General features: G+C 55.5%; 19 protein-coding genes and 1 pseudogene. 14 read left to right on the plus strand and 6 right to left on the minus strand.

Translation table 11 applies throughout. The features are described from left to right. Positions 1-5: 5 nt before the first annotated feature. From kdsC to JZM24_RS19210, 12 genes are all read left to right on the plus strand, one after another. Entirely contained in the window at positions 6-569 is a 564-nt protein-coding gene (kdsC, locus tag JZM24_RS12745) for a 3-deoxy-manno-octulosonate-8-phosphatase KdsC (RefSeq protein WP_215669891.1), read from the plus strand. Then, positions 566-1,144, plus strand: a complete 579-nt coding sequence (gene lptC / locus JZM24_RS12750; protein WP_215669892.1) for an LPS export ABC transporter periplasmic protein LptC — start codon at positions 566-568, stop codon at positions 1,142-1,144. The genes kdsC and lptC overlap by 4 nt, the downstream gene beginning before the upstream one ends. Next, a complete protein-coding gene (gene lptA, locus JZM24_RS12755; RefSeq protein ID WP_215669893.1) occupies positions 1,113-1,655 on the plus strand; it encodes a lipopolysaccharide ABC transporter substrate-binding protein LptA in 543 nt (180 codons plus the stop codon). Before lptC ends, lptA begins: the two co-directional genes overlap by 32 nt. Before the next feature lie 15 nt (positions 1,656-1,670). Continuing rightward, complete coding sequence (lptB, locus tag JZM24_RS12760) at positions 1,671-2,396, plus strand: LPS export ABC transporter ATP-binding protein (protein WP_215669894.1); 726 nt, start codon at positions 1,671-1,673, stop codon at positions 2,394-2,396. 47 nt (positions 2,397-2,443) lie between these two features. Then, positions 2,444-3,877, plus strand: coding sequence for an RNA polymerase factor sigma-54 (gene rpoN, locus JZM24_RS12765; RefSeq protein ID WP_215669895.1), 1,434 nt, complete (start codon positions 2,444-2,446; stop codon positions 3,875-3,877). Between the two features lie 23 nt (positions 3,878-3,900). Continuing rightward, positions 3,901-4,188 carry a ribosome hibernation promoting factor gene (gene hpf, locus JZM24_RS12770; RefSeq protein ID WP_215669896.1) on the plus strand — a complete coding sequence of 96 codons (288 nt, stop codon included), beginning with the start codon at positions 3,901-3,903 and terminating at the stop codon, positions 4,186-4,188. 105 nt (positions 4,189-4,293) lie between these two features. After that, on the plus strand, positions 4,294-4,773 hold the full coding sequence (ptsN, locus tag JZM24_RS12775) for a PTS IIA-like nitrogen regulatory protein PtsN (RefSeq protein WP_215669897.1): 480 nt from the start codon (positions 4,294-4,296) through the stop codon (positions 4,771-4,773). A gap of 92 nt (positions 4,774-4,865) precedes the next feature. Next, on the plus strand, positions 4,866-5,720 hold the full coding sequence (gene rapZ, locus JZM24_RS12780) for an RNase adapter RapZ (protein WP_215669898.1): 855 nt from the start codon (positions 4,866-4,868) through the stop codon (positions 5,718-5,720). Beyond that, a complete protein-coding gene (gene npr, locus JZM24_RS12785) occupies positions 5,717-5,989 on the plus strand; it encodes a PTS phosphocarrier protein NPr (RefSeq protein ID WP_215669899.1) in 273 nt (90 codons plus the stop codon). Before rapZ ends, npr begins: the two co-directional genes overlap by 4 nt. A gap of 416 nt (positions 5,990-6,405) precedes the next feature. Further along, on the plus strand, positions 6,406-7,008 hold the full coding sequence (locus JZM24_RS12790; RefSeq protein WP_215669900.1) for an Ail/Lom family outer membrane beta-barrel protein: 603 nt from the start codon (positions 6,406-6,408) through the stop codon (positions 7,006-7,008). 395 nt (positions 7,009-7,403) lie between these two features. Then, positions 7,404-8,159, plus strand: coding sequence for an MFS transporter (locus JZM24_RS19205; RefSeq protein WP_281418194.1), 756 nt, complete (start codon positions 7,404-7,406; stop codon positions 8,157-8,159). Next, complete coding sequence (locus JZM24_RS19210; RefSeq protein WP_281418195.1) at positions 8,143-8,745, plus strand: MFS transporter; 603 nt, start codon at positions 8,143-8,145, stop codon at positions 8,743-8,745. Before JZM24_RS19205 ends, JZM24_RS19210 begins: the two co-directional genes overlap by 17 nt. A gap of 101 nt (positions 8,746-8,846) precedes the next feature. Here JZM24_RS19210 and aldA read toward each other — a convergent pair whose 3' ends face one another. From aldA to JZM24_RS12820, 5 genes and pseudogenes are all read right to left on the minus strand, one after another. Further along, positions 8,847-10,289, minus strand: coding sequence for an aldehyde dehydrogenase (aldA, locus tag JZM24_RS12800; RefSeq protein ID WP_215669901.1), 1,443 nt, complete (start codon positions 10,287-10,289; stop codon positions 8,847-8,849). Positions 10,290-10,984: 695 nt separating this feature from the next. Then, complete coding sequence (locus JZM24_RS12805; protein WP_215669902.1) at positions 10,985-11,176, minus strand: hypothetical protein; 192 nt, start codon at positions 11,174-11,176, stop codon at positions 10,985-10,987. Between the two features lie 6 nt (positions 11,177-11,182). Further along, entirely contained in the window at positions 11,183-12,010 is an 828-nt protein-coding gene (locus JZM24_RS12810) for a YsnF/AvaK domain-containing protein (protein WP_215669903.1), read from the minus strand. A gap of 35 nt (positions 12,011-12,045) precedes the next feature. Further along, on the minus strand, positions 12,046-12,480 hold the full coding sequence (locus JZM24_RS12815) for a YsnF/AvaK domain-containing protein (protein ID WP_215669904.1): 435 nt from the start codon (positions 12,478-12,480) through the stop codon (positions 12,046-12,048). 689 nt (positions 12,481-13,169) lie between these two features. Next, positions 13,170-14,234, minus strand: a pseudogene (locus JZM24_RS12820) (DUF1615 domain-containing protein). A 494-nt stretch (positions 14,235-14,728) separates the two neighbouring features. On the opposite strand from JZM24_RS12820, the gene JZM24_RS12825 reads away from it, so the two are divergent. Further along, entirely contained in the window at positions 14,729-15,160 is a 432-nt protein-coding gene (locus JZM24_RS12825; protein WP_215669905.1) for a YhbP family protein, read from the plus strand. Between the two features lie 155 nt (positions 15,161-15,315). On the opposite strand, the gene JZM24_RS12830 is transcribed toward JZM24_RS12825, so the two are convergent. Further along, positions 15,316-16,020, minus strand: coding sequence for a hypothetical protein (locus JZM24_RS12830; protein ID WP_215669906.1), 705 nt, complete (start codon positions 16,018-16,020; stop codon positions 15,316-15,318). A 141-nt stretch (positions 16,021-16,161) separates the two neighbouring features. Here JZM24_RS12830 and JZM24_RS12835 point away from each other — a divergent pair. After that, positions 16,162-17,354 (plus strand): IS3 family transposase gene (locus JZM24_RS12835; protein WP_215670161.1). Its coding sequence is split into 2 segments (ribosomal slippage): positions 16,162-16,474 and positions 16,474-17,354, totalling 1,194 coding nucleotides; the frame shifts between segments, so codons are not numbered across the junction. The last annotated feature ends 95 nt before the right edge of the window (positions 17,355-17,449 follow it).

Below are 17,449 nucleotides of genomic sequence, written 5' to 3' on the forward strand. Positions count from 1 at the left end.
ACGTCATGCAACAGACCCCCATCGTCGAGACATGCTATGGGCCGGTAGCGCTGCAGGTGCTGGAAAGCGCCCGGCGTATCCGTCTGTTGATTTGCGATGTGGATGGCGTCATGTCCGACGGCTTGATTTATATGGGCAATCACGGTGAAGAACTTAAAGCCTTCAACGTGCGCGATGGCTACGGCATTCGCTGCCTGCTGACATCGGGCATTGAGGTCGCTATCATTACCGGCCGCTCCGCCAGGCTGCTGGAGGACCGCTGCGCCACGCTTGGCATTAGGCATCTTTACCATGGGCAATCGGATAAGACTTTGGCCTTTAGAGCGCTTCTGAGTAAACTTAAGTTAACGGCGGAACAGGTCGCCTACGTGGGCGACGACCTAATTGATGCCCCGGTCATGGACCAGGTCGGCCTGAGCGTGGCGGTGGCGGATGCGCACCCGCTATTGCTGCCCAGGGCCGATTACGTTACCCGCATTGCCGGCGGTCGCGGCGCGGTGCGGGAAGTCTGCGACCTGCTGCTGTTGGCACAGGGAAAGCTGGAGGATGCCAAAGGGCAGTCGGTATGAGCAAGACAACGCGTTGGACCACGGCGCTGCTGGGATTATTGGTGTTGGTGCTTATCGGCTGGAACCTGGCGGATACCGACACGTCGCCGGCCCAGACGCCGGTGAACAACGGCGAGCCTACCTATCAGAGCGAATATACCACCACGGTGGTCTATAACCCGGCGGGGGGGCTTAATTACAAGCTGGTGGCCGATCACGTGAATCATTTCGCCGAGCAGCAGATCACCTGGTTTACCCGGCCGGTCGCCACCACGTTCGATGAGAGCAAAGTGCCGACCTGGACGGTAAAGGCCGATAAAGCCAAGTTGACCCAGGACAGAATGCTTTACCTGTATGGCCATGTTCAGGTGGACAGCCTGAACGATGCCTCACAGCTTAAACGCATAACAACAGATAACGCGGTGGTTAACCTGGTCACGCAGGACGTTTCCTCGGATGATGAGGTAACCTTATATGGTACCGGCTTTAACTCCACCGGCATGAAGGTGCGCGGCAATCTGCGCAACAAGACCGCCGAGTTGATTGAAAAGGTTAAGACCTCTTATGAAATCCAGAATTCACAACATACGCCATAGCCTGCTTCTGGCCGGCGGTTTAATGCTTGCCAGCGCACAGGCGCTGGCGCTGACCAGCGACAATCAGCAGCCGATTCATATCGACTCCGCGCAGCAGGCGGTGGATATGGCGACCAATACCGTGACCCTTACCGGTGAGGTCGTGGTCAAGCGCGGTTCAATCGATATTCGCGCCGATAAGGTGGTCATCACCCGTCCCGACGGCAAGGACGGTAACGAAGTCGTGGAAGGTTACGGCAATCCCGTCACCTTCTATCAGTTGCAGGACGACGGCGAGCCGGTACGCGGACATTCGCAGAAGGTACGCTACGAAACCGCCAACGATCTGGTTATCTTGACGGGCAATGCCTATCTGGAGCAGTTGGACAGCAACGTGAAAGGCGATCGCATTACCTATCTGGTCAAGAAACAGCAGATGGAGGCGTTCAGCGACAAAGGCAAACGGGTCACCACCGTGCTGGTACCGGCGCAGTTGCAGGATAAAAGCGGCGCCAAGGCGACGGCGAAATAATCGGGTATAAGATCCATGGCAACATTAATCGCAGAAAATTTGGCTAAAGCCTATAAAGGGCGCCGCGTGGTGGAAGACGTCAGCCTGAAGGTAAGCTCTGGCGAAATTGTGGGATTGCTGGGGCCTAACGGGGCGGGCAAAACCACCACGTTCTACATGGTCGTCGGCATCATCCCCCGCGACGCCGGGCGTATTGTCATCGATGATGACGATATCAGCCTCCTGCCGCTGCATACCCGCGCCCGCCGCGGAATCGGCTACCTGCCGCAAGAAGCCTCGATCTTCCGCCGCCTGAGGGTGTTCGACAATCTGATGGCGGTGCTGCAAATCCGCCAGGATCTCACCCGCGAACAGCGCAACGACCGCGCAAAAGAGCTGATGGAAGAGTTCCATATCAACCATTTACGCGACAACCTCGGCCAGTCGCTGTCCGGCGGTGAACGACGCCGGGTAGAAATCGCGCGGGCGCTGGCCGCCAACCCTAAATTTATCCTGCTTGACGAACCTTTTGCCGGCGTCGATCCGATTTCGGTCATCGACATCAAAAAAATTATCGAACATTTGCGCGACAGCGGCCTTGGCGTTCTTATCACCGACCATAACGTGCGGGAGACACTCGACGTGTGCGAACGGGCCTATATCGTCAGCCAGGGTAAGCTCATCGCCCATGGCTCCCCTGCCGACATCATGCTCGACGAGCAGGTCAAACGGGTTTATCTGGGCGAAGAGTTCCGCCTCTGATAAGGTGGCGTTACCGCCGTGGTTCGTGAGGATAGTTGACGCATTTTATGAAGCAAGGTTTACAACTCAGGCTGAGTCAGCAGTTAGCCATGACCCCGCAGTTGCAACAGGCTATCCGTCTGTTGCAATTGTCCACGCTTGAACTCCAGCAGGAAATTCAGACGGCGCTGGAAAATAACCCCTTGCTTGAACAGGCCGATTTACATGACGAGGTCGAAGCGCACGACGCGCCCGACAGCGAATCGATCGACACCCGCAAGGCTATGGAACAAAAGGACATGCCGGAAGAGCTGCCGCTGGACGCCACCTGGGACGAGATGTACTCCGCCGGGACGCCGTCTGGAACCGGTACCGACTATCGCGACGAAGAATTGCCCGTCTATCAGGGTGAAACCACCCAGACCCTGCAGGACTACCTCATGTGGCAGGTAGAGCTTACTCCCTTTTCCGATACCGATAGGGCTATCGCCACCTCTATCGTCGACGCCGTGGACGACACCGGCTATCTGACGGTGCCGCTGGACGACATACTTGACAGCATCGGCGACGAAAACGTCACCCTGGATGAGGTGGAGGCGGTTTTAAAACGCATCCAGCGCTTTGATCCGGTCGGCGTGTCGGCGCGGGATCTGCGCGACTGCCTGCTGATTCAGCTCTCGCAGTTCGCGGCCGATTTGCCTTATCTCACCGAGGCGCGGCTTATCGTCAGCGATTATCTCGGCCTGCTGGGCAGCCATGATTTCCGCACCCTGCTACGTTCTACTAAGCTGAAAGAGGATGTCCTGAAACCGGCCATGGCGCTGATTCAGTCGCTGGATCCGCGTCCTGGGCAGTCCATCAACACCGGCGAGTCACAATATGTGATCCCCGATGTGCTGGTGCGCAAACTGCAAAACCGCTGGGTGGTGGAGCTCAATACCGACAGCATTCCCGCGCTGCGCATCAATCAGCAGTACGCGGCCCTGGGCAGCAACACCCGTAACGATGCGGACGGTCAGTTTATCCGCAGCCATTTGCAGGAGGCGCGCTGGCTGATTAAAAGTCTGGAAAGCCGCAATGAAACGCTGCTGAAGGTGACGCGCTGTATTGTCGAGCGGCAGATGGCGTTTTTTGAACAGGGGGAAGAGTTTATGCGGCCGATGGTGCTGGCGGATATCGCCCAGGCGGTGGATATGCACGAGTCCACGATTTCGCGCGTCACCACCCAAAAATATCTGCACAGCCCGCGCGGCATCTTTGAATTGAAATATTTTTTCTCCAGCCACGTCAATACCGAAGGGGGAGGCGAAGCATCCTCCACGGCTATCCGCGCACTGGTGAAAAAATTAATCGCCGCGGAAAACCCGGCGAAGCCGCTTAGCGACAGTAAGCTCACCGACCTGCTTTCCGAGCAGGGTATCATGGTGGCGCGGCGTACCGTAGCGAAGTACCGAGAGTCTTTATCCATCCCGCCGTCGAACCAGCGAAAACAATTGGTTTGACCTCAACAGAGAAGGAAGACACTATGCAGCTGAACATTACCGGAGAGCATGTTGACATCACCGACGCCTTAAGGGAATTTGTAACAACAAAATTCTCTAAACTGGAACAGTTCTTCGATCGCATCAATCAGGTTTATATTGTCCTGAAGGTCGAGAAAGTTCAGAAGATCGCCGAAGCGACGGTGCACCTCAACGGCGGTGAGCTGCACGCGACTGCGGAAGCGGATGATATGTACGCCGCCATCGATTTGTTGATCGATAAACTCACGCGGCAGTTGAACAAGCATAAAGAGAAGCTGAAACAATATTAATTTAACCGTAGCCGACAACGCTACCTAAACCTCACATCGGCTCGTTATCCCTATGGTAACGGGCCGATGAGTCTTAAAGGTTAACCAGCGCCTAAGTGACCCGAAATGACGAACAATACAGCAATGCAAATCGATTCAGTGTTGAACATTGAATGTACCCGCAGCGACGTCCACTGCCAGAGCAAGAAAAGAGCGCTGGAAATTATCAGCGAACTGGCGGCGAAACAACTTAACCTGGCGCCGCAAGTGGTGTTTGACGCCGTATTGACGCGCGAGCGCATGGGCAGTACCGGTATCGGCAATGGCATCGCCATTCCCCATGGTAAGCTGGAAGAAGACACGCTGCGCGCGGTGGGGGTGTTTATCCGGCTTGAACAGCCAATAGCGTTTGACGCCATCGATAATCAGCCCGTGGACCTGTTGTTCGCGCTGCTGGTGCCGGCAGAGCAGTGCAAAGTGCATTTGCACACTCTGTCGCTGGTGGCCAAGAGACTGGCGGACAAAACCGTCTGCCGCCGCTTGCGCGCCGCGCAAAGCGATGAGGAACTGTATCAGATTATGACCGAAACGGATGACGGCGACTGACGCCGCGGCGCCGTCCTGGAAGCGGGATAGGTTGGGCGAGGCATGGCCGCATCGCCAGGGGATGAATAAGCAAGGCAGAGGAGTGTATCGTCATGGTGCTGATGATAGTCAGCGGTCGATCAGGTTCAGGTAAATCCGTTGCGCTGCGCGCGCTGGAGGACATGGGCTTTTATTGCGTTGATAACCTGCCGGTGGTGCTGCTGCCACAACTGGCCAGCACGCTGGCGGCGAGCAAGATCTCCGCCGCGGTGAGCATTGACGTGCGCAATATGCCCGAATCACCGGAGATTTTTGAACAGGCCATGGATAACCTGCCGCAGGCCTTTGCCCCGCAGTTGCTGTTTCTGGACGCCGATCGCAATACCCTCATCCGCCGCTATAGCGACACCCGCCGGCTGCATCCGCTCTCCGCCCGCAACCTGTCGCTGGAAAGCGCCATCGATGAAGAGGACTCGCTGCTTGAGCCGCTGCGCTCGCGCGCCGATCTGGTGATCGATACCTCGGAGATGTCGGTGCATGAACTGGCCGAAATGCTGCGTACCCGCCTGCTGGGCAAGCGCGAGCGGGAACTGACCATGGTGTTTGAATCCTTCGGCTACAAGCACGGCATCCCCATCGACGCCGATTACGTGTTCGACGTGCGTTTTCTGCCCAATCCGCACTGGGATCCCAAGCTCAGACCGATGACCGGCCTGGATCGTCCCGTGGCGGCGTTTTTAGATCGCCATACCGAAGTCCATAATTTTATCTATCAGACCCGCAGCTATCTGGAGCTGTGGCTACCAATGCTTGAAACCAATAACCGCAGTTATCTCACGGTGGCGATAGGCTGCACCGGCGGCAAACACCGCTCTGTGTATATCGCCGAACAGCTGGCGGACTATTTTCGCTCTCGCGGCAAGAATGTCCAGTCCCGCCACCGCACTCTGGAAAAGCGCAAATCATGACGGTCAAACAAACGGTAGAGATCAAAAACCGTCTGGGTATGCATGCCCGGCCGGCAATGAATCTGTTTGAACTGGTACAAAGTTTCGATGCCGAAGTCATGCTGCGCAACGACAGCGGTACCGAGGCGGAGGCCAGCAGCGTTATCGGTTTACTGATGCTGGATTCCGCCAAAGGGCGAATGATCGAAGTCGAGGCCACCGGGCCGGACGAGATCGCGGCGCTGGCGGCGGTGATCGAACTGTTTAACGCCGGTTTCGACGAAGACTGACCCCTTCCCCCCGGTTTGGGCTGTGACTAAAGCTGCGAACCAGTAGAGTATTTACGTTTTTTTTCAATGCCAACGCCACATTACCTTTCAATTCTGATATTACTTCCAATCCCATTTTCATTTTCAATTCTAACTAAATTCTATTTCCAATACTACCTTCCTTCTGAATTTTACTGTCTTATTTTGTGTTTCAGTTTAAATTATAACTTTAATCCCAATCCAAAATAAAATTAGCACTTAAAGGATGAGCGTTGACTGCACGTAAGCTGTACCGTTTTACTTTATCCCCCAACCGCAGCAAACTGGGTTATTTAACCGGGATTTACGTTAACCGGGTAATATGAATAAGCTATTCGCCACCGTAGCCATCTGCAGGTGTTTTGTTTAAAAAGGAACTGTTAATAAGGGATTAATTCATGAAAACACAGTTTTCAATTCTCGTCCTTGGCGCCGCCTTAGCGTTACCCGTGAAAGCCTTAGCCGATTACCATAATCTCAGCGCCGGCTACCTGCACAGTAATATAGCAAACGATATCGATGGCGGGCCATCTCACACTGGCCGGCTGGACGGGGTCAATATCAAATATCGTTATGAATGGGGCGAGCCTCTCAGCCTCATCGGCTCGCTGAGCTATATGACCGCCAACGCCTACAGCCACCGGGTGGTCGAAAATAAGCTTCAGGAGGATTTACGCTATCGCTATAGCGCGGTATCGCTCACGGCAGGCCCCACCTGGCGTTTCAATGACTACGTCTCTGTTTATAGCGTTATCGGCGTGAATTACGATAATTATTCATTTCACGCCAAACAATCCACCTTTAAGACTGGCGCTGCGCAGGCTATAGGTCATAGCCTCTCTCGGCTTCAAAGAGCCTCTTTCGCCTATGGCGCAGGCGTACAAATCAACCCGGTGGAACATATGATCATTGACTTGGGCTATGAAGCCAGCCGCTTCAATCCTGACGGGCTCACCCTCACCCGGAACTCATTGCTGTTCGGCGTCGGTTATCGTTTCTGAACGCTAAGCGGCATACCGCCGTATCAGCCATAGCACCGTAAGCCTCTTTAGCACCGTTGGTACCATTAGCACTATTAGCACCGTTAACACCGTTGGCACCGTTTGCACGGTTGACATTGTTAGCGCCGTCAGTGCGGTAGCGCCAGAAGCCACGGAAGCGGAGCGGACGGATTGTGTGACAGCTGTCCAAAAATTAAACATGGGGTCGCTATCGCCGTGGCCCCCTTTCAGGCAAACGTCAAGTCAGCAAATGGTTGACTAACAAGATAAAAAATCGCGTTAGGTCACAGAAGGCAGGTTTGCATTGTTTAACATTGGGCATATGTAATATGGCCTTGCGCTATGGGACGGACAAAACTCTCGACTAACTCAAGCTATCCGATACGAGGCTAGTCATGAGTCGCCATTCCGCCGTTGAACCCGCTGACGAAGAAGAAATGATTCGTCAGGCATGTCGACAGTTTTTTAAACGCATAATACCGATGCTGGTTATTATGCTTATTGTCAATCAAATCGATCGGTCCAATATCGGTTTCATTAAAGCGCAACTCGCGGCAGATGCCGGCGTCAGCGCGGCTGCCTTTGGTCTGTGCGCCGGCCTGTTTTTTGTTGGCTATGCGCTGTTTGAAGTGCCGAGCAATATGTTCATGGCACGTTACGGTGCCCGCGTCTGGCTCACCAGCATTATGATTACCTGTGGATTAGTGGTGTTTTGCACCGGTTTTATTACCTCTCCGGTTCAGTTCTATATTTTACGTTTCTTGCTCGGCGTGGCCGAAGCCGGCTTTTTCCCGGGAATATTATTTTATTTTCGCCAGTGGGTACCCAACGCCTACCGGGGACGGGCAACCGCGATGATATTAAGCGCTTCAGAGGCGGCGTTTCTGTTTTCCGGGCCGATAACCGGTGCCATCCTCAGCATGCATAATGTGCTGACGATCCCCGGCTGGAAATGGGTGATGTTTTTGGAAGGTTTTTTTTCGATAGCAATTGGTGTTATCGCTTCATTTGTTCTGGTGTCTTCTCCCCGGCAGGCCCGTTGGCTGAGCGCGCGTGAACGCGACGCCCTTACCAGAGTGCTGGCGGAAGAGGAAGCCACGCGCAGTCGCCTGCAGTCGGGCGGCCCCCTCACGCATGGCACTACTTTTTGACCGGCAGATGCTGTTTTATTGCTCGATTTTCTTCACCATGACGATGACTGGCTACACACTGGTCTTCTGGCTACCGCAAATTATTCGCCACATTCACGGGTTTGGCGAGTTCGATATCTGCCTGCTCACCGCGATCCCCTGGCTTTGCGCTATTATCGCCATCAATCTGGTGGGAAAAATCAGTGACCGTTTCCGCCATGTGCTGGACAAAGCGCTGGCGATGCTTATCGCCGCGCTCTGCACGTTTTTAGCGACCCTGGGCAATCCCTGGTTTGGCTTTGTCGCCATGTGCATCGCCTGCATCGGCTCCAAAACCAGCGCCACGTTCTTCTGGCAGATGCCCCAGGGCTCGCTGCCGGTCAGTATTGTTGCTCCCGGGATTGTACTCATTAATTCGATCGGTAATTTGGGCGGTTTTTTTGCCCCTGCCGTGTTCGGTTATCTGGAGCAGAAGACCGGTAGCACCACGGGCGGTTTGTATGCGCTTACCGCCGTATCGGTCGTCGCCGCCGTCTACCTGTTATGCCGCCGTACGGATGGCCACCGCGGCACGCCACCACCGGACATGGCGAGCAAAAAGGTCTGACGCCGCGATGCGAAACGTTGATAACTACTCTTCCAGCCCATGGCGGTTCTCGGCGCCAATCCCCGGGACCAGAGCGTCCGCCCTGGTCCTATGTATAAAGATCAGGATTGGTATTGCAGATAAACCACATGGGTTTGCAAATACTCTTCCAGGCCATGTCGGCCGTCGGCGCCGCCGATCCCCGATTTACGCCAGCCGGCGTGGAAACCCTGCATCGCCTCGAAGTTTTCTCTGTTGATGTAGGTTTCGCCAAACTTCGGCTTTTTAATAGCCGTCATGGCGGTATTAAGATTGGTGGTGTAAATCGACGATGTTAGCCCAAACTCGCAATCGTTGGCCATGTTTACCGCCTCATCGAGCGTGGAGAAGGTGGTCACCGGCAAGACCGGGCCGAAGGTTTCTTCATGCATGATGTCCATCTCATGGCGCACGTCTACCAATAGAGTCGGCTGGAAAAAGAAGCCCTTACCTTCGGCCCGTTTACCGCCGGTCACCAGGGTTGCGCCTTGGGAGACGGCGCGGTCTACTTTCTCCTGCACCCCTTTGAGGGAGACTTCATCAATCAGCGGCCCCATATCCAGCGCGTCCTGTTCGGCTGGGTTGCCGAAGGTCACCTCCTTAAACGCCTGGGTCAGCCGGCTGATAAACGCGTCCTTGATACTTTCCTGCACATACACCCTCTCGGCGCAGTTACACACCTGCCCGGTGTTGATCACCCGAGACGCGACGATGGCCTTCACCGCCAGCGTCAAATCCGCGTCAGCCATGACGATAGCCGGCGCCTTGCCGCCCAGCTCCAGCGATACCTTGATAATGTTTTTCGCTGCAGCGGCCATCGTTTGTTCCCCCGCCGACACGCTGCCGGTCAGGCTGACCATGCCGACTTTCGGGTTGGAGGCCAGTTCATTGCCTACGACGGAGCCGCGGCCGGTCACCAGATTGAACACGCCCTTCGGCAGTCCGACCTCGTGGACGATTTCGGCGAACGCAATGGCGTTATTGGGCGTTAACTGGCTGGGTTTCACCACAATGGTGTTGCCGGTCACCAGCGCCGGCGCCGCTTTACGCGCCACCAGAAAGAACGGGAGGTTCCACGGCAGGATACCGGTAGTTAAGCCGATAGCTTTTTTGAAGACGAAGATATTTTCGTCACGCTGGTCGCTTTGTACGATTTCCCCTTCATAACGCCGCGCCCATTCCGCCATATAATCCAGATAATCCGCGGTGAATAACACCTCGGTATTGGCCAGGGCGCGAGTTTTACCGCCTTCGGCGATAATGATGTCGGTGAGCGCCTGCTCGCGGGCGCGGATGCCCGCTGCGATTTTATGCAGCCAGACGCCACGTTCCTGAGCCGGCAAATCCTCCCAGGCGTCCTGGGCGCGCTCGGCGGCATCAATGGCGTTTCTGACATCCTCCACCCCGGCGTCGGGAACGCGGGAGATTATCTCTTCGGTCGCAGGGTTGAGCACCTCAATCCACTTATCGCCCTGATGGGTGACGAATTGCCCGTCGATATACATTTTCTGCTGCTTAACTGTCATGAGAGCCGCTCCATTAAAGAAATGTTGGGAAAATGTTACGCGTTTGCCTCACGTTTTACCGCGCCCTCGTTGAGAAAGCAATTCATTGGGCGGCAGACGCCACAGGGGCAAAATACGGCAGCGGGCGGCGACGGGTTTCACCCGCGCCAGCAAGAAGTGATAGATATAAGCGCTTTGAAAACAGACTATTACTTCTCATACGCGCCAGGTTTGCCTTCTGGCGCCGACAGGTTTTGACAACCCCTACGCCGGGAATAACCGATAATGATAACGGACGTAGCCCTCGGTGCGCCTTTTCGGTTCTGCCATTTAGGCGGTCAAGTTGGCAATAGTACAAAGAGAAACACGATTTCGGTCACAAATCACGGCCTGGCCGCGGCATTCCTTTCCGCTGGCCGGAAAAGGAAATCCTAGGGTCACTGCAGCAAGAAATTTGTCAAATTATGAAGAGCATCACATTTTGTTAATTCCGTGCACAAACGAACCCTGCAGCACCGCTGACTTGATGGCTCGGCGATCGCACCGCCGGTCACAACAGTACGGTTCGCACGCTGCAAAGCCTGGCGACCGCACCGCCTGCCACAACGGCGTTACCCTGCCCCCGGCTTTGGCGTCCCCCCGGGGGGGACAACGTTCCATCAGCGCTGTGGATGCCGCTTCGAGATTCCCGATGGGCGGATAATCCAGGGCCAACTCTATTTCCGTTTGGGATCCCGCAGCGAGTCGAGGGCGCCGTTACCTTCATCATCGGCGAGACGGTCTTTATCGACCAACAGCGGATCATCGTCCTCTGTTAATAAATGATCCTCAGCGCGCAACAGATGTCCGCCGGTCGCCGAATATGCCTCCTCACCGGTGCGCTTATCATCAATATGCTCAATGTCCACTTCCTGTTAGCGCAGGATTTCGTTCACCCGCGCGACCCGATCGGAACCGTCGGTGCGCACCACCACACCCTCCACGATGCCGGCGGTTTTATTGATAACCGGCTCTTCACGGGTTTCGGTAACTTCGACGGTTTTATCCGAACAGTCAACCTCATCCAGATAGGCAGGTTCGTCCCTGGCGCGCCGGAAGATATCGGCATGTTGCTCATGTAGCGCCACATCAGCCTGCACATCCTCCTCCTCCACATAGCGCCGCACGCGCGTTGCGCCTTCTTTGACGACGCGTTTGCCCACCTCCAGCTGATCTTCCGCCAGGCGCAAGACTTCCTCACGCGGCGCGTCATGGGGGTGCGCAGTACGGCGTAATGCATCCTCGTCTTCGCCATACGCCGGTGAGCCATCGCGTGCAGCACCCGGCGCATCCGGCAATACCTCGCGGCTAACGGGCAACAGCGCCTCATCTTCATAGTCGGGAGCGGCAGCGCCGGCCTGCGGTACATCCAGAGGGGATGACGTGCCATACTCTGCGCCATCGCGGCCATAGCCGGTGTCGGTACCGCCTGCATAGTCAGCACCGGCGCCAGCCGCGGCACCGCTCGCTTCCAGAATAGCGAGCGCCTGCGTATACAGTTGTGCATTGTCTTTATCGACGCCGGTACCGAACAGGGGCTGCCACAGGCTGGGATGACGAATTGCCTTCCCTTCCGATTGCAAGTTTTCGCCGGAGATAATGCTGACGTCGTGATTAGCAAAACCGGCCGCCTCAAGTTCCCGCCGGGCATCTTTCGCCTGCGGGAGGGTATCGAACAACGTTACGATTTTTTCGTGTGCCATAATTGCTACCTCGTTAAAGGGGTAAATTGTTACGCTTAATCATTATCCCGCTGTTTTTCCATGGTAATATCCTGACTACGCAACGTCACACTCTCCTGATAAGGGACGGCGGTCGTCACTTTAAGAATGTGGATCTCTTCCCGGAAAACCAATGTGCGCACCACTTCAACATGCTCATCTACCACCGGAATAATCATGACGCCCTCTTCCTCGCGGATCGCGGGATGGTTTTCCAGCGGCGTCCCTTTTTCGACACGATGTATCTCGATGTTTTCCTGTTTCAGCCACGCCTCAATAGCTTCCTCACGCTCGGTCGTCCGGCGCGTTATCGTTACACGGCCCTGCACCACCTGCCGTTTCGCCACCGCCACCTGCTCTTGGGCTAATGACAGAGTCGACTGAGTGGTTCCCGACGCTTCCCCCTCTGTTTGCGCAGGCAGCGGCGAGTTATCCGCCGATTGATTGCTCATCGCTCGATTCTACCCCCTCGTCCTCACTGGCGCTATTTGATTAATAATGCTGATATTTTCTCTTATTAACCGGGTAAAATATCTGATTAATTATGAGTCAAATAATTATTTACTCATTTCAACAATAGCCCAAAAAAGGCGGGCTCGCCGGTGGGAAGTGAAATATGTTTATCCCTTATCCTTACCGCCTAACCGAAGCAGCGTTGGCAAAACACATTAGCGATAGAAACGTTTTTCTACTAAAAGACAGACCGACGATAATGACTGCGGGTATCTCATTACCGCATCAGCCTTTTTTGGCAACACCCAGCGTAGGGATGTTGCTCACGGCTATCTCTGGCTTAGGCGGGAGCACACCGGCACAACAGCAGCGGGTCCGTTGCTAGCGCACGCCCGTGGAAGGAGATCAAAAAGGAGATGCCGGATTTTTAGCGCTTGCTAGCGGCATCTGTGGAGTTGGTGCCTGGGCCGCCATACCTGCAGGTGTTCGGGGCGGGCTGGTGGACACAAATAGAGCCAGATACGCTGTTTTCCGATCAATTTCGCCGCCCGTCAGACCGAAAAGGCGTTTTATCCCCGCGAAGGGGGCCGACAGTCCGTGAGGAAACAACCGAAAAAACCGGGCCATTGCCCCCTTCACCAACACGGCGGCACGGGAGCTTGTGCGTCGTAAAAATCCGTTTCGGATGTCATCCGCCATGCTCGGCGACAGCACAACGCTGAAAACGGCTATCGACCCGTTTGGCGAACCAGGCGGTTGTCAATTCGCGGGTGATCTTCTGGCTTGCCAGTTTAATGCCGGGCAGCCTCTCCCGCGGTAACCGTTTACCGCCGCGCTCCGCCAGAGCGAACACCTGCCGATAGAGGGCCGTTTGCGCAAAGCTTTCTCGCTCCCCCTGCTGAAGCATGCGGTGGACTGCCGTGTCGCTTAATCCCAGCGCTTGTTGCACCGAAAGCAGCGCCTGCTACGTCTCCCCGGGACTGTCTGAAGCGTAGTCGATCACACCGCCGTCGAGCGCCAGCGTTTTACCGGTAATGCGGCTAACCGCAGCTTGAAAAGCGGCGTTACGGCTGGCGTACCAGCCGGCATTGTAATCGGCAAAACGGTAGAGCGGCTGGGAATAGCCGGCCGGATAGCCAAGCAAATGCGCGACGCCAAAATAAATCCCCCCGCGGCGGGTGAACACCTCCTGACGCGGCGTCCCCGACATGGGGTAATGGCTGGCGTGGGCCTGGGCAAAGGCGATGCTGACCTGCATGGGGCCCGCAGTATGAACCGGGTTCAGGTTACCGAACAATTGCTGTCCCATCGGCACCCCGTCGATAAAATCATCAAACAGATCGCTGAGATCTTTCTCGCTGCGTACCTTATCCAGTCGTTCGCTGTAGCGACGACCGTCGGAGGAGGGAAGCAATAATGCAGCGTGGGCCACAAACGCCGGGATATGCCGTGCCTTGGCGCGGCGGTCGATCTCGCGCCTGGCGATATTTGCCAAATCAGGTACGGTGGGGTCGGCGTTAAAATTGGACTCCTGGCCGATAACGGCCAGGACGGAACAGATATTTTCCGTGCTGGCGGGGATCGACTGCGACGACAGCGCGGTGGCGATATCGGCGGCCCAACCCGGCCTGTCGCGTGCGCTGGCGGGTAACAGGCGCAGGACTTGTGCCCGCACCGCCTCCGGTTTGGCGCTGCCGGCTTGCTTACCCTGCTGGCTGCCGCAGCCGGCAAGGCCCAGCATTAAGGTTAACATCACAAGCGCCTTAATTCCCCGCCTGCGTGCGAGGTGAATGACGGGATTGAGCCTGATGTCGTGCTGCCATGTGCGGGCGCCGACGGAGTGAGGCAGTGGGCGAGCCGTAGATAACTTAAACCATCCAATGATGCGCAAAAAGTGATACCTATTGTCCTTACTGTTGATGCTAACCCCCTTTGTTCGCCCCAAGGCAGTTGACGGGGTGCGCTGTCCGCAGAGCCCCGGGCCGCCGGCCGGCGATAGTTGCCCGGAAACGTTGCGTCCTGCGCCGAAAGCAGTATAGTATTTTCGGCCAACAATGGCGCGTCGGCCACGGCGTACCGTCCGACAGGCCAGTCTTGATGTTCAGCCGGTAACGCCATAGCGCTGCGGGACCGGCAGCTTGGCCCTGATACATTACGAGGGACCAGGGCGCAGGGCTAAGCGGCGAACGCGCCAACGCCTGCCGAATTGTGGCAGCAAGAGACAGTTCAACCTGGAGTGCAATCGTAATGGATGATCAGCTGGCGGCCATTTGCCGCAAACAGCACGTTCTGACGCTGTGCGCCGGCAACATGGATGATCTCTGGTGCGCCAATTGCTTTTATGTGTTCCACGCGCCGGCGATGGCGCTATGGTTGTTGACCTCTAACCAAACTCGCCACGGCGAATTGATGCGCCAAAATGCGCGGGTAGCGGGAACTATTGCGCGACAACAGAAAACGGTAGCACTGATAAAAGGCGTACAGTACCGCGGCATTATTACCTGTCTGGAAGGCGAGGCCGAACGGCAGGCGCGTGGTTGCTACTATCATCGCTTCCCGCTGGCCAAAGCGATTTCCTCCCCCTCCCCGCTCTGGCAATTGAATCTGCTGGAGGTAAAAATGACCGACAACACGCTGGGTTTTGGCAAAAAATTACGCTGGCAGCGGGAGATGCCCTGAGTCAACATTCCCTTTACGGCCCGTAGGCTGCCGCACCAGGCTACTTTAACTCCCGCCGCCTGTGCTAACGCGTCGTGTTACAGCACTGTTGCAATGCCCGGGAAAACAGTAACTCGTCTGCGCTGCCGGTTTGTGTCGCCGTCCAGAGGCAATAATTAACGCGTAGAGTTTTTGCGGCAGTTGCGATAGGCGATCGCTTGAGAGTCGCGCCTGCGCCCGTCGGGGATAAAACGCCTTCCTGTGCCCACATCATCGATAATCTTCGCCATCGTATTGGCATCGTCCAGCAACAGGTTGGCCCTAAGCAAATTATCCTGCCACACCTGCTTGATAAATACCGCTTTACTCATAACCTTAGCGGCATTATTCCTCCGTTGCCGCACCGCCTTGTCCGGCTCAGCGTGCTCCGGGTCAGGGTTAAGCAACGCCCGCCGGTAACGATTGATAAAATGACTATCCGCGCTGTAATAAACCAATTTCGGATCGCGGATGTCCTCCCTGTCTTCATAGACGTTAACGCATTCGCTTAGCTGTCCGTTATCGGCCCCCACGGGCGCATGCAAATAGTTTACGCTGGCGAGGCGTTGTGAAGCTTCATGTAACAAATGCATTCTGTGCAGGATAGGAATATCGTCATCAAAGCTATCAGCCAAAATAAAAAGTCGCCGGTTTTTATCGTTGCGTAAGGTAAGCCCCATGAGGGAATGTTTGTCTTTGTTGCGAGCGCGACAGACTTTGTGTGAAACAAACAGTACTTTTTCGGCCAGCGGTGTGGCCGTGAATTCCTCGTCAATACGTTCGGTGTAATAACGCAGCCAGCGCGCCGCAAACTGGATATTCGTATCCTCTGCAAAGGTCAATCCCAGAACATCGAGGAGATAGTGATAAATAGGGCTGGTATGGGGAAGAATGATTTATCCCCCTGAAACACCAGACAGTAGCTGTATCTCCAGATAAGAGATAGGCTTGAATATATGTCTAACACTAACGCCAATTTTGATATGACCGGGATCCTGTTAGGTCAAGAAGTCCGTAAACGTAAAACTCCTCAGGAAAAAATGGCCATTATTCAGCAGAGGATGGAGCCCGGCATGAATGTCTCCCATCTCGCACGACTGCACGGTATCCAGCCCAGCCTGCTGTTTAAGTGGAAAAAGCAATATCAGGAAGGCAGCCTCACCGCCGGGGAGGACGTTGTTCCTGCCTCTGAGCTTGCAGCTGCATTGAAGCAGGTCCGGGAGCTCCAGCGCCTTCTGGGTAAGAAGACGATGGAGATTGAGATCCTAAAAGAAGCCGTGGAGTACGGCCAGTCACGAAAATGGATAGCGCACACGCCCTTGTTGCCAAAGGCCGGGGAATAGCACAGGTCAGCCGCGCCATGAGCGGGTCGCGTGCGCCGCTGTCACTGCGGATTAAGCGTTCTGCCGACTGGCAGGACAGGCGCTGTAACCGGCGTAATGACGAAGCAGACGCTGAAATACTGTCGGACATCCTCGACATCATCATCGATATGCCCAGCTACGGCTATCGGCGGGTGTGGGGAATCCTGCGTAAACAACGTCGCGCAGAGGGACTGCCGCCGGTAAATGCGAAACGACTTTACAGGATCATGTGTGAGCATAACCTGATGTTATTACATGGAAAACCAGAGCGGCCGAAGCGTGAGCATAAGGGCAGGATCGCGGTGGCAGAAAGCGATATGCGCTGGTGTTCAGATGGCTTCGAGTTCGGCTGCGACAACGGTGAAAAACTACGGGTCACCTTCGCACTGGACTGCTGCGACAGAGAGGCCATAGACTGGGCTGCGAGCACTGTAGGCTACGACAGTTCGACCGTGCAGGATGTGATGCTGAGGTCGGTAGAAAAGCGCTTCGGCGACAGGTTACCCGATACAGCGGTGCAGTGGTTGACGGACAACGGTTCAGCGTATACCGCGCATGAAACGCAGAGGTTCGCCAGAGAACTGGATCTGGAGCCCTGCACAACAGCGGTGAGCAGCCCGCAGAGAATGGCCGAACGGTTCGTGAAGACGATGAAGGAAGACTATATCGAGTTCATGCCAAAACCGGATGCGAGAACAGCCCTGCGAAACCTTGCAGCAGCTTTCACGCATTACAATGAAAACCATCCGCACAGCGCGCTGGGATATCATTCTCCGAGAGAATACCGGCGGCAGCGTGCTTCGTTAACTTAAGATACAAAAGCTGTACGGAGATGGCGGGGCAAGATCAATGACTGCGTCATGGGCACCCTTGACATTATCCCGATAAGCGCCCCCCTAGGCGTTTT

The sequence above is a fragment of the Candidatus Sodalis endolongispinus genome (assembly GCF_018777395.1).
Taxonomy (GTDB): Bacteria; Pseudomonadota; Gammaproteobacteria; order Enterobacterales; family Enterobacteriaceae; genus Sodalis_B; species Sodalis_B endolongispinus.

Bases quoted from the DNA above. Each gene is read 5' to 3' on its own strand.
- JZM24_RS12810 (WP_215669903.1), bottom strand. From the start codon at position 12,010: ATGGCACACGAAAAAATCGTAACGTTGTTCGATACCCTCCCGCAGGCG.
- rapZ (WP_215669898.1), top strand. From the start codon at position 4,866: ATGGTGCTGATGATAGTCAGCGGTCGATCAGGTTCAGGTAAATCCGTT.
- JZM24_RS19210 (WP_281418195.1), top strand. From the start codon at position 8,143: ATGGCACTACTTTTTGACCGGCAGATGCTGTTTTATTGCTCGATTTTC.
- aldA (WP_215669901.1), bottom strand. From the start codon at position 10,289: ATGACAGTTAAGCAGCAGAAAATGTATATCGACGGGCAATTCGTCACC.
- JZM24_RS12815 (WP_215669904.1), bottom strand. From the start codon at position 12,480: ATGAGCAATCAATCGGCGGATAACTCGCCGCTGCCTGCGCAAACAGAG.
- lptC (WP_215669892.1), top strand. From the start codon at position 566: ATGAGCAAGACAACGCGTTGGACCACGGCGCTGCTGGGATTATTGGTG.
- kdsC (WP_215669891.1), top strand. From the start codon at position 6: ATGCAACAGACCCCCATCGTCGAGACATGCTATGGGCCGGTAGCGCTG.
- npr (WP_215669899.1), top strand. From the start codon at position 5,717: ATGACGGTCAAACAAACGGTAGAGATCAAAAACCGTCTGGGTATGCAT.
- lptB (WP_215669894.1), top strand. From the start codon at position 1,671: ATGGCAACATTAATCGCAGAAAATTTGGCTAAAGCCTATAAAGGGCGC.
- ptsN (WP_215669897.1), top strand. From the start codon at position 4,294: ATGACGAACAATACAGCAATGCAAATCGATTCAGTGTTGAACATTGAA.
- JZM24_RS12790 (WP_215669900.1), top strand. From the start codon at position 6,406: ATGAAAACACAGTTTTCAATTCTCGTCCTTGGCGCCGCCTTAGCGTTA.
- JZM24_RS12825 (WP_215669905.1), top strand. From the start codon at position 14,729: ATGGATGATCAGCTGGCGGCCATTTGCCGCAAACAGCACGTTCTGACG.
- hpf (WP_215669896.1), top strand. From the start codon at position 3,901: ATGCAGCTGAACATTACCGGAGAGCATGTTGACATCACCGACGCCTTA.
- lptA (WP_215669893.1), top strand. From the start codon at position 1,113: ATGAAATCCAGAATTCACAACATACGCCATAGCCTGCTTCTGGCCGGC.
- JZM24_RS19205 (WP_281418194.1), top strand. From the start codon at position 7,404: ATGAGTCGCCATTCCGCCGTTGAACCCGCTGACGAAGAAGAAATGATT.
- rpoN (WP_215669895.1), top strand. From the start codon at position 2,444: ATGAAGCAAGGTTTACAACTCAGGCTGAGTCAGCAGTTAGCCATGACC.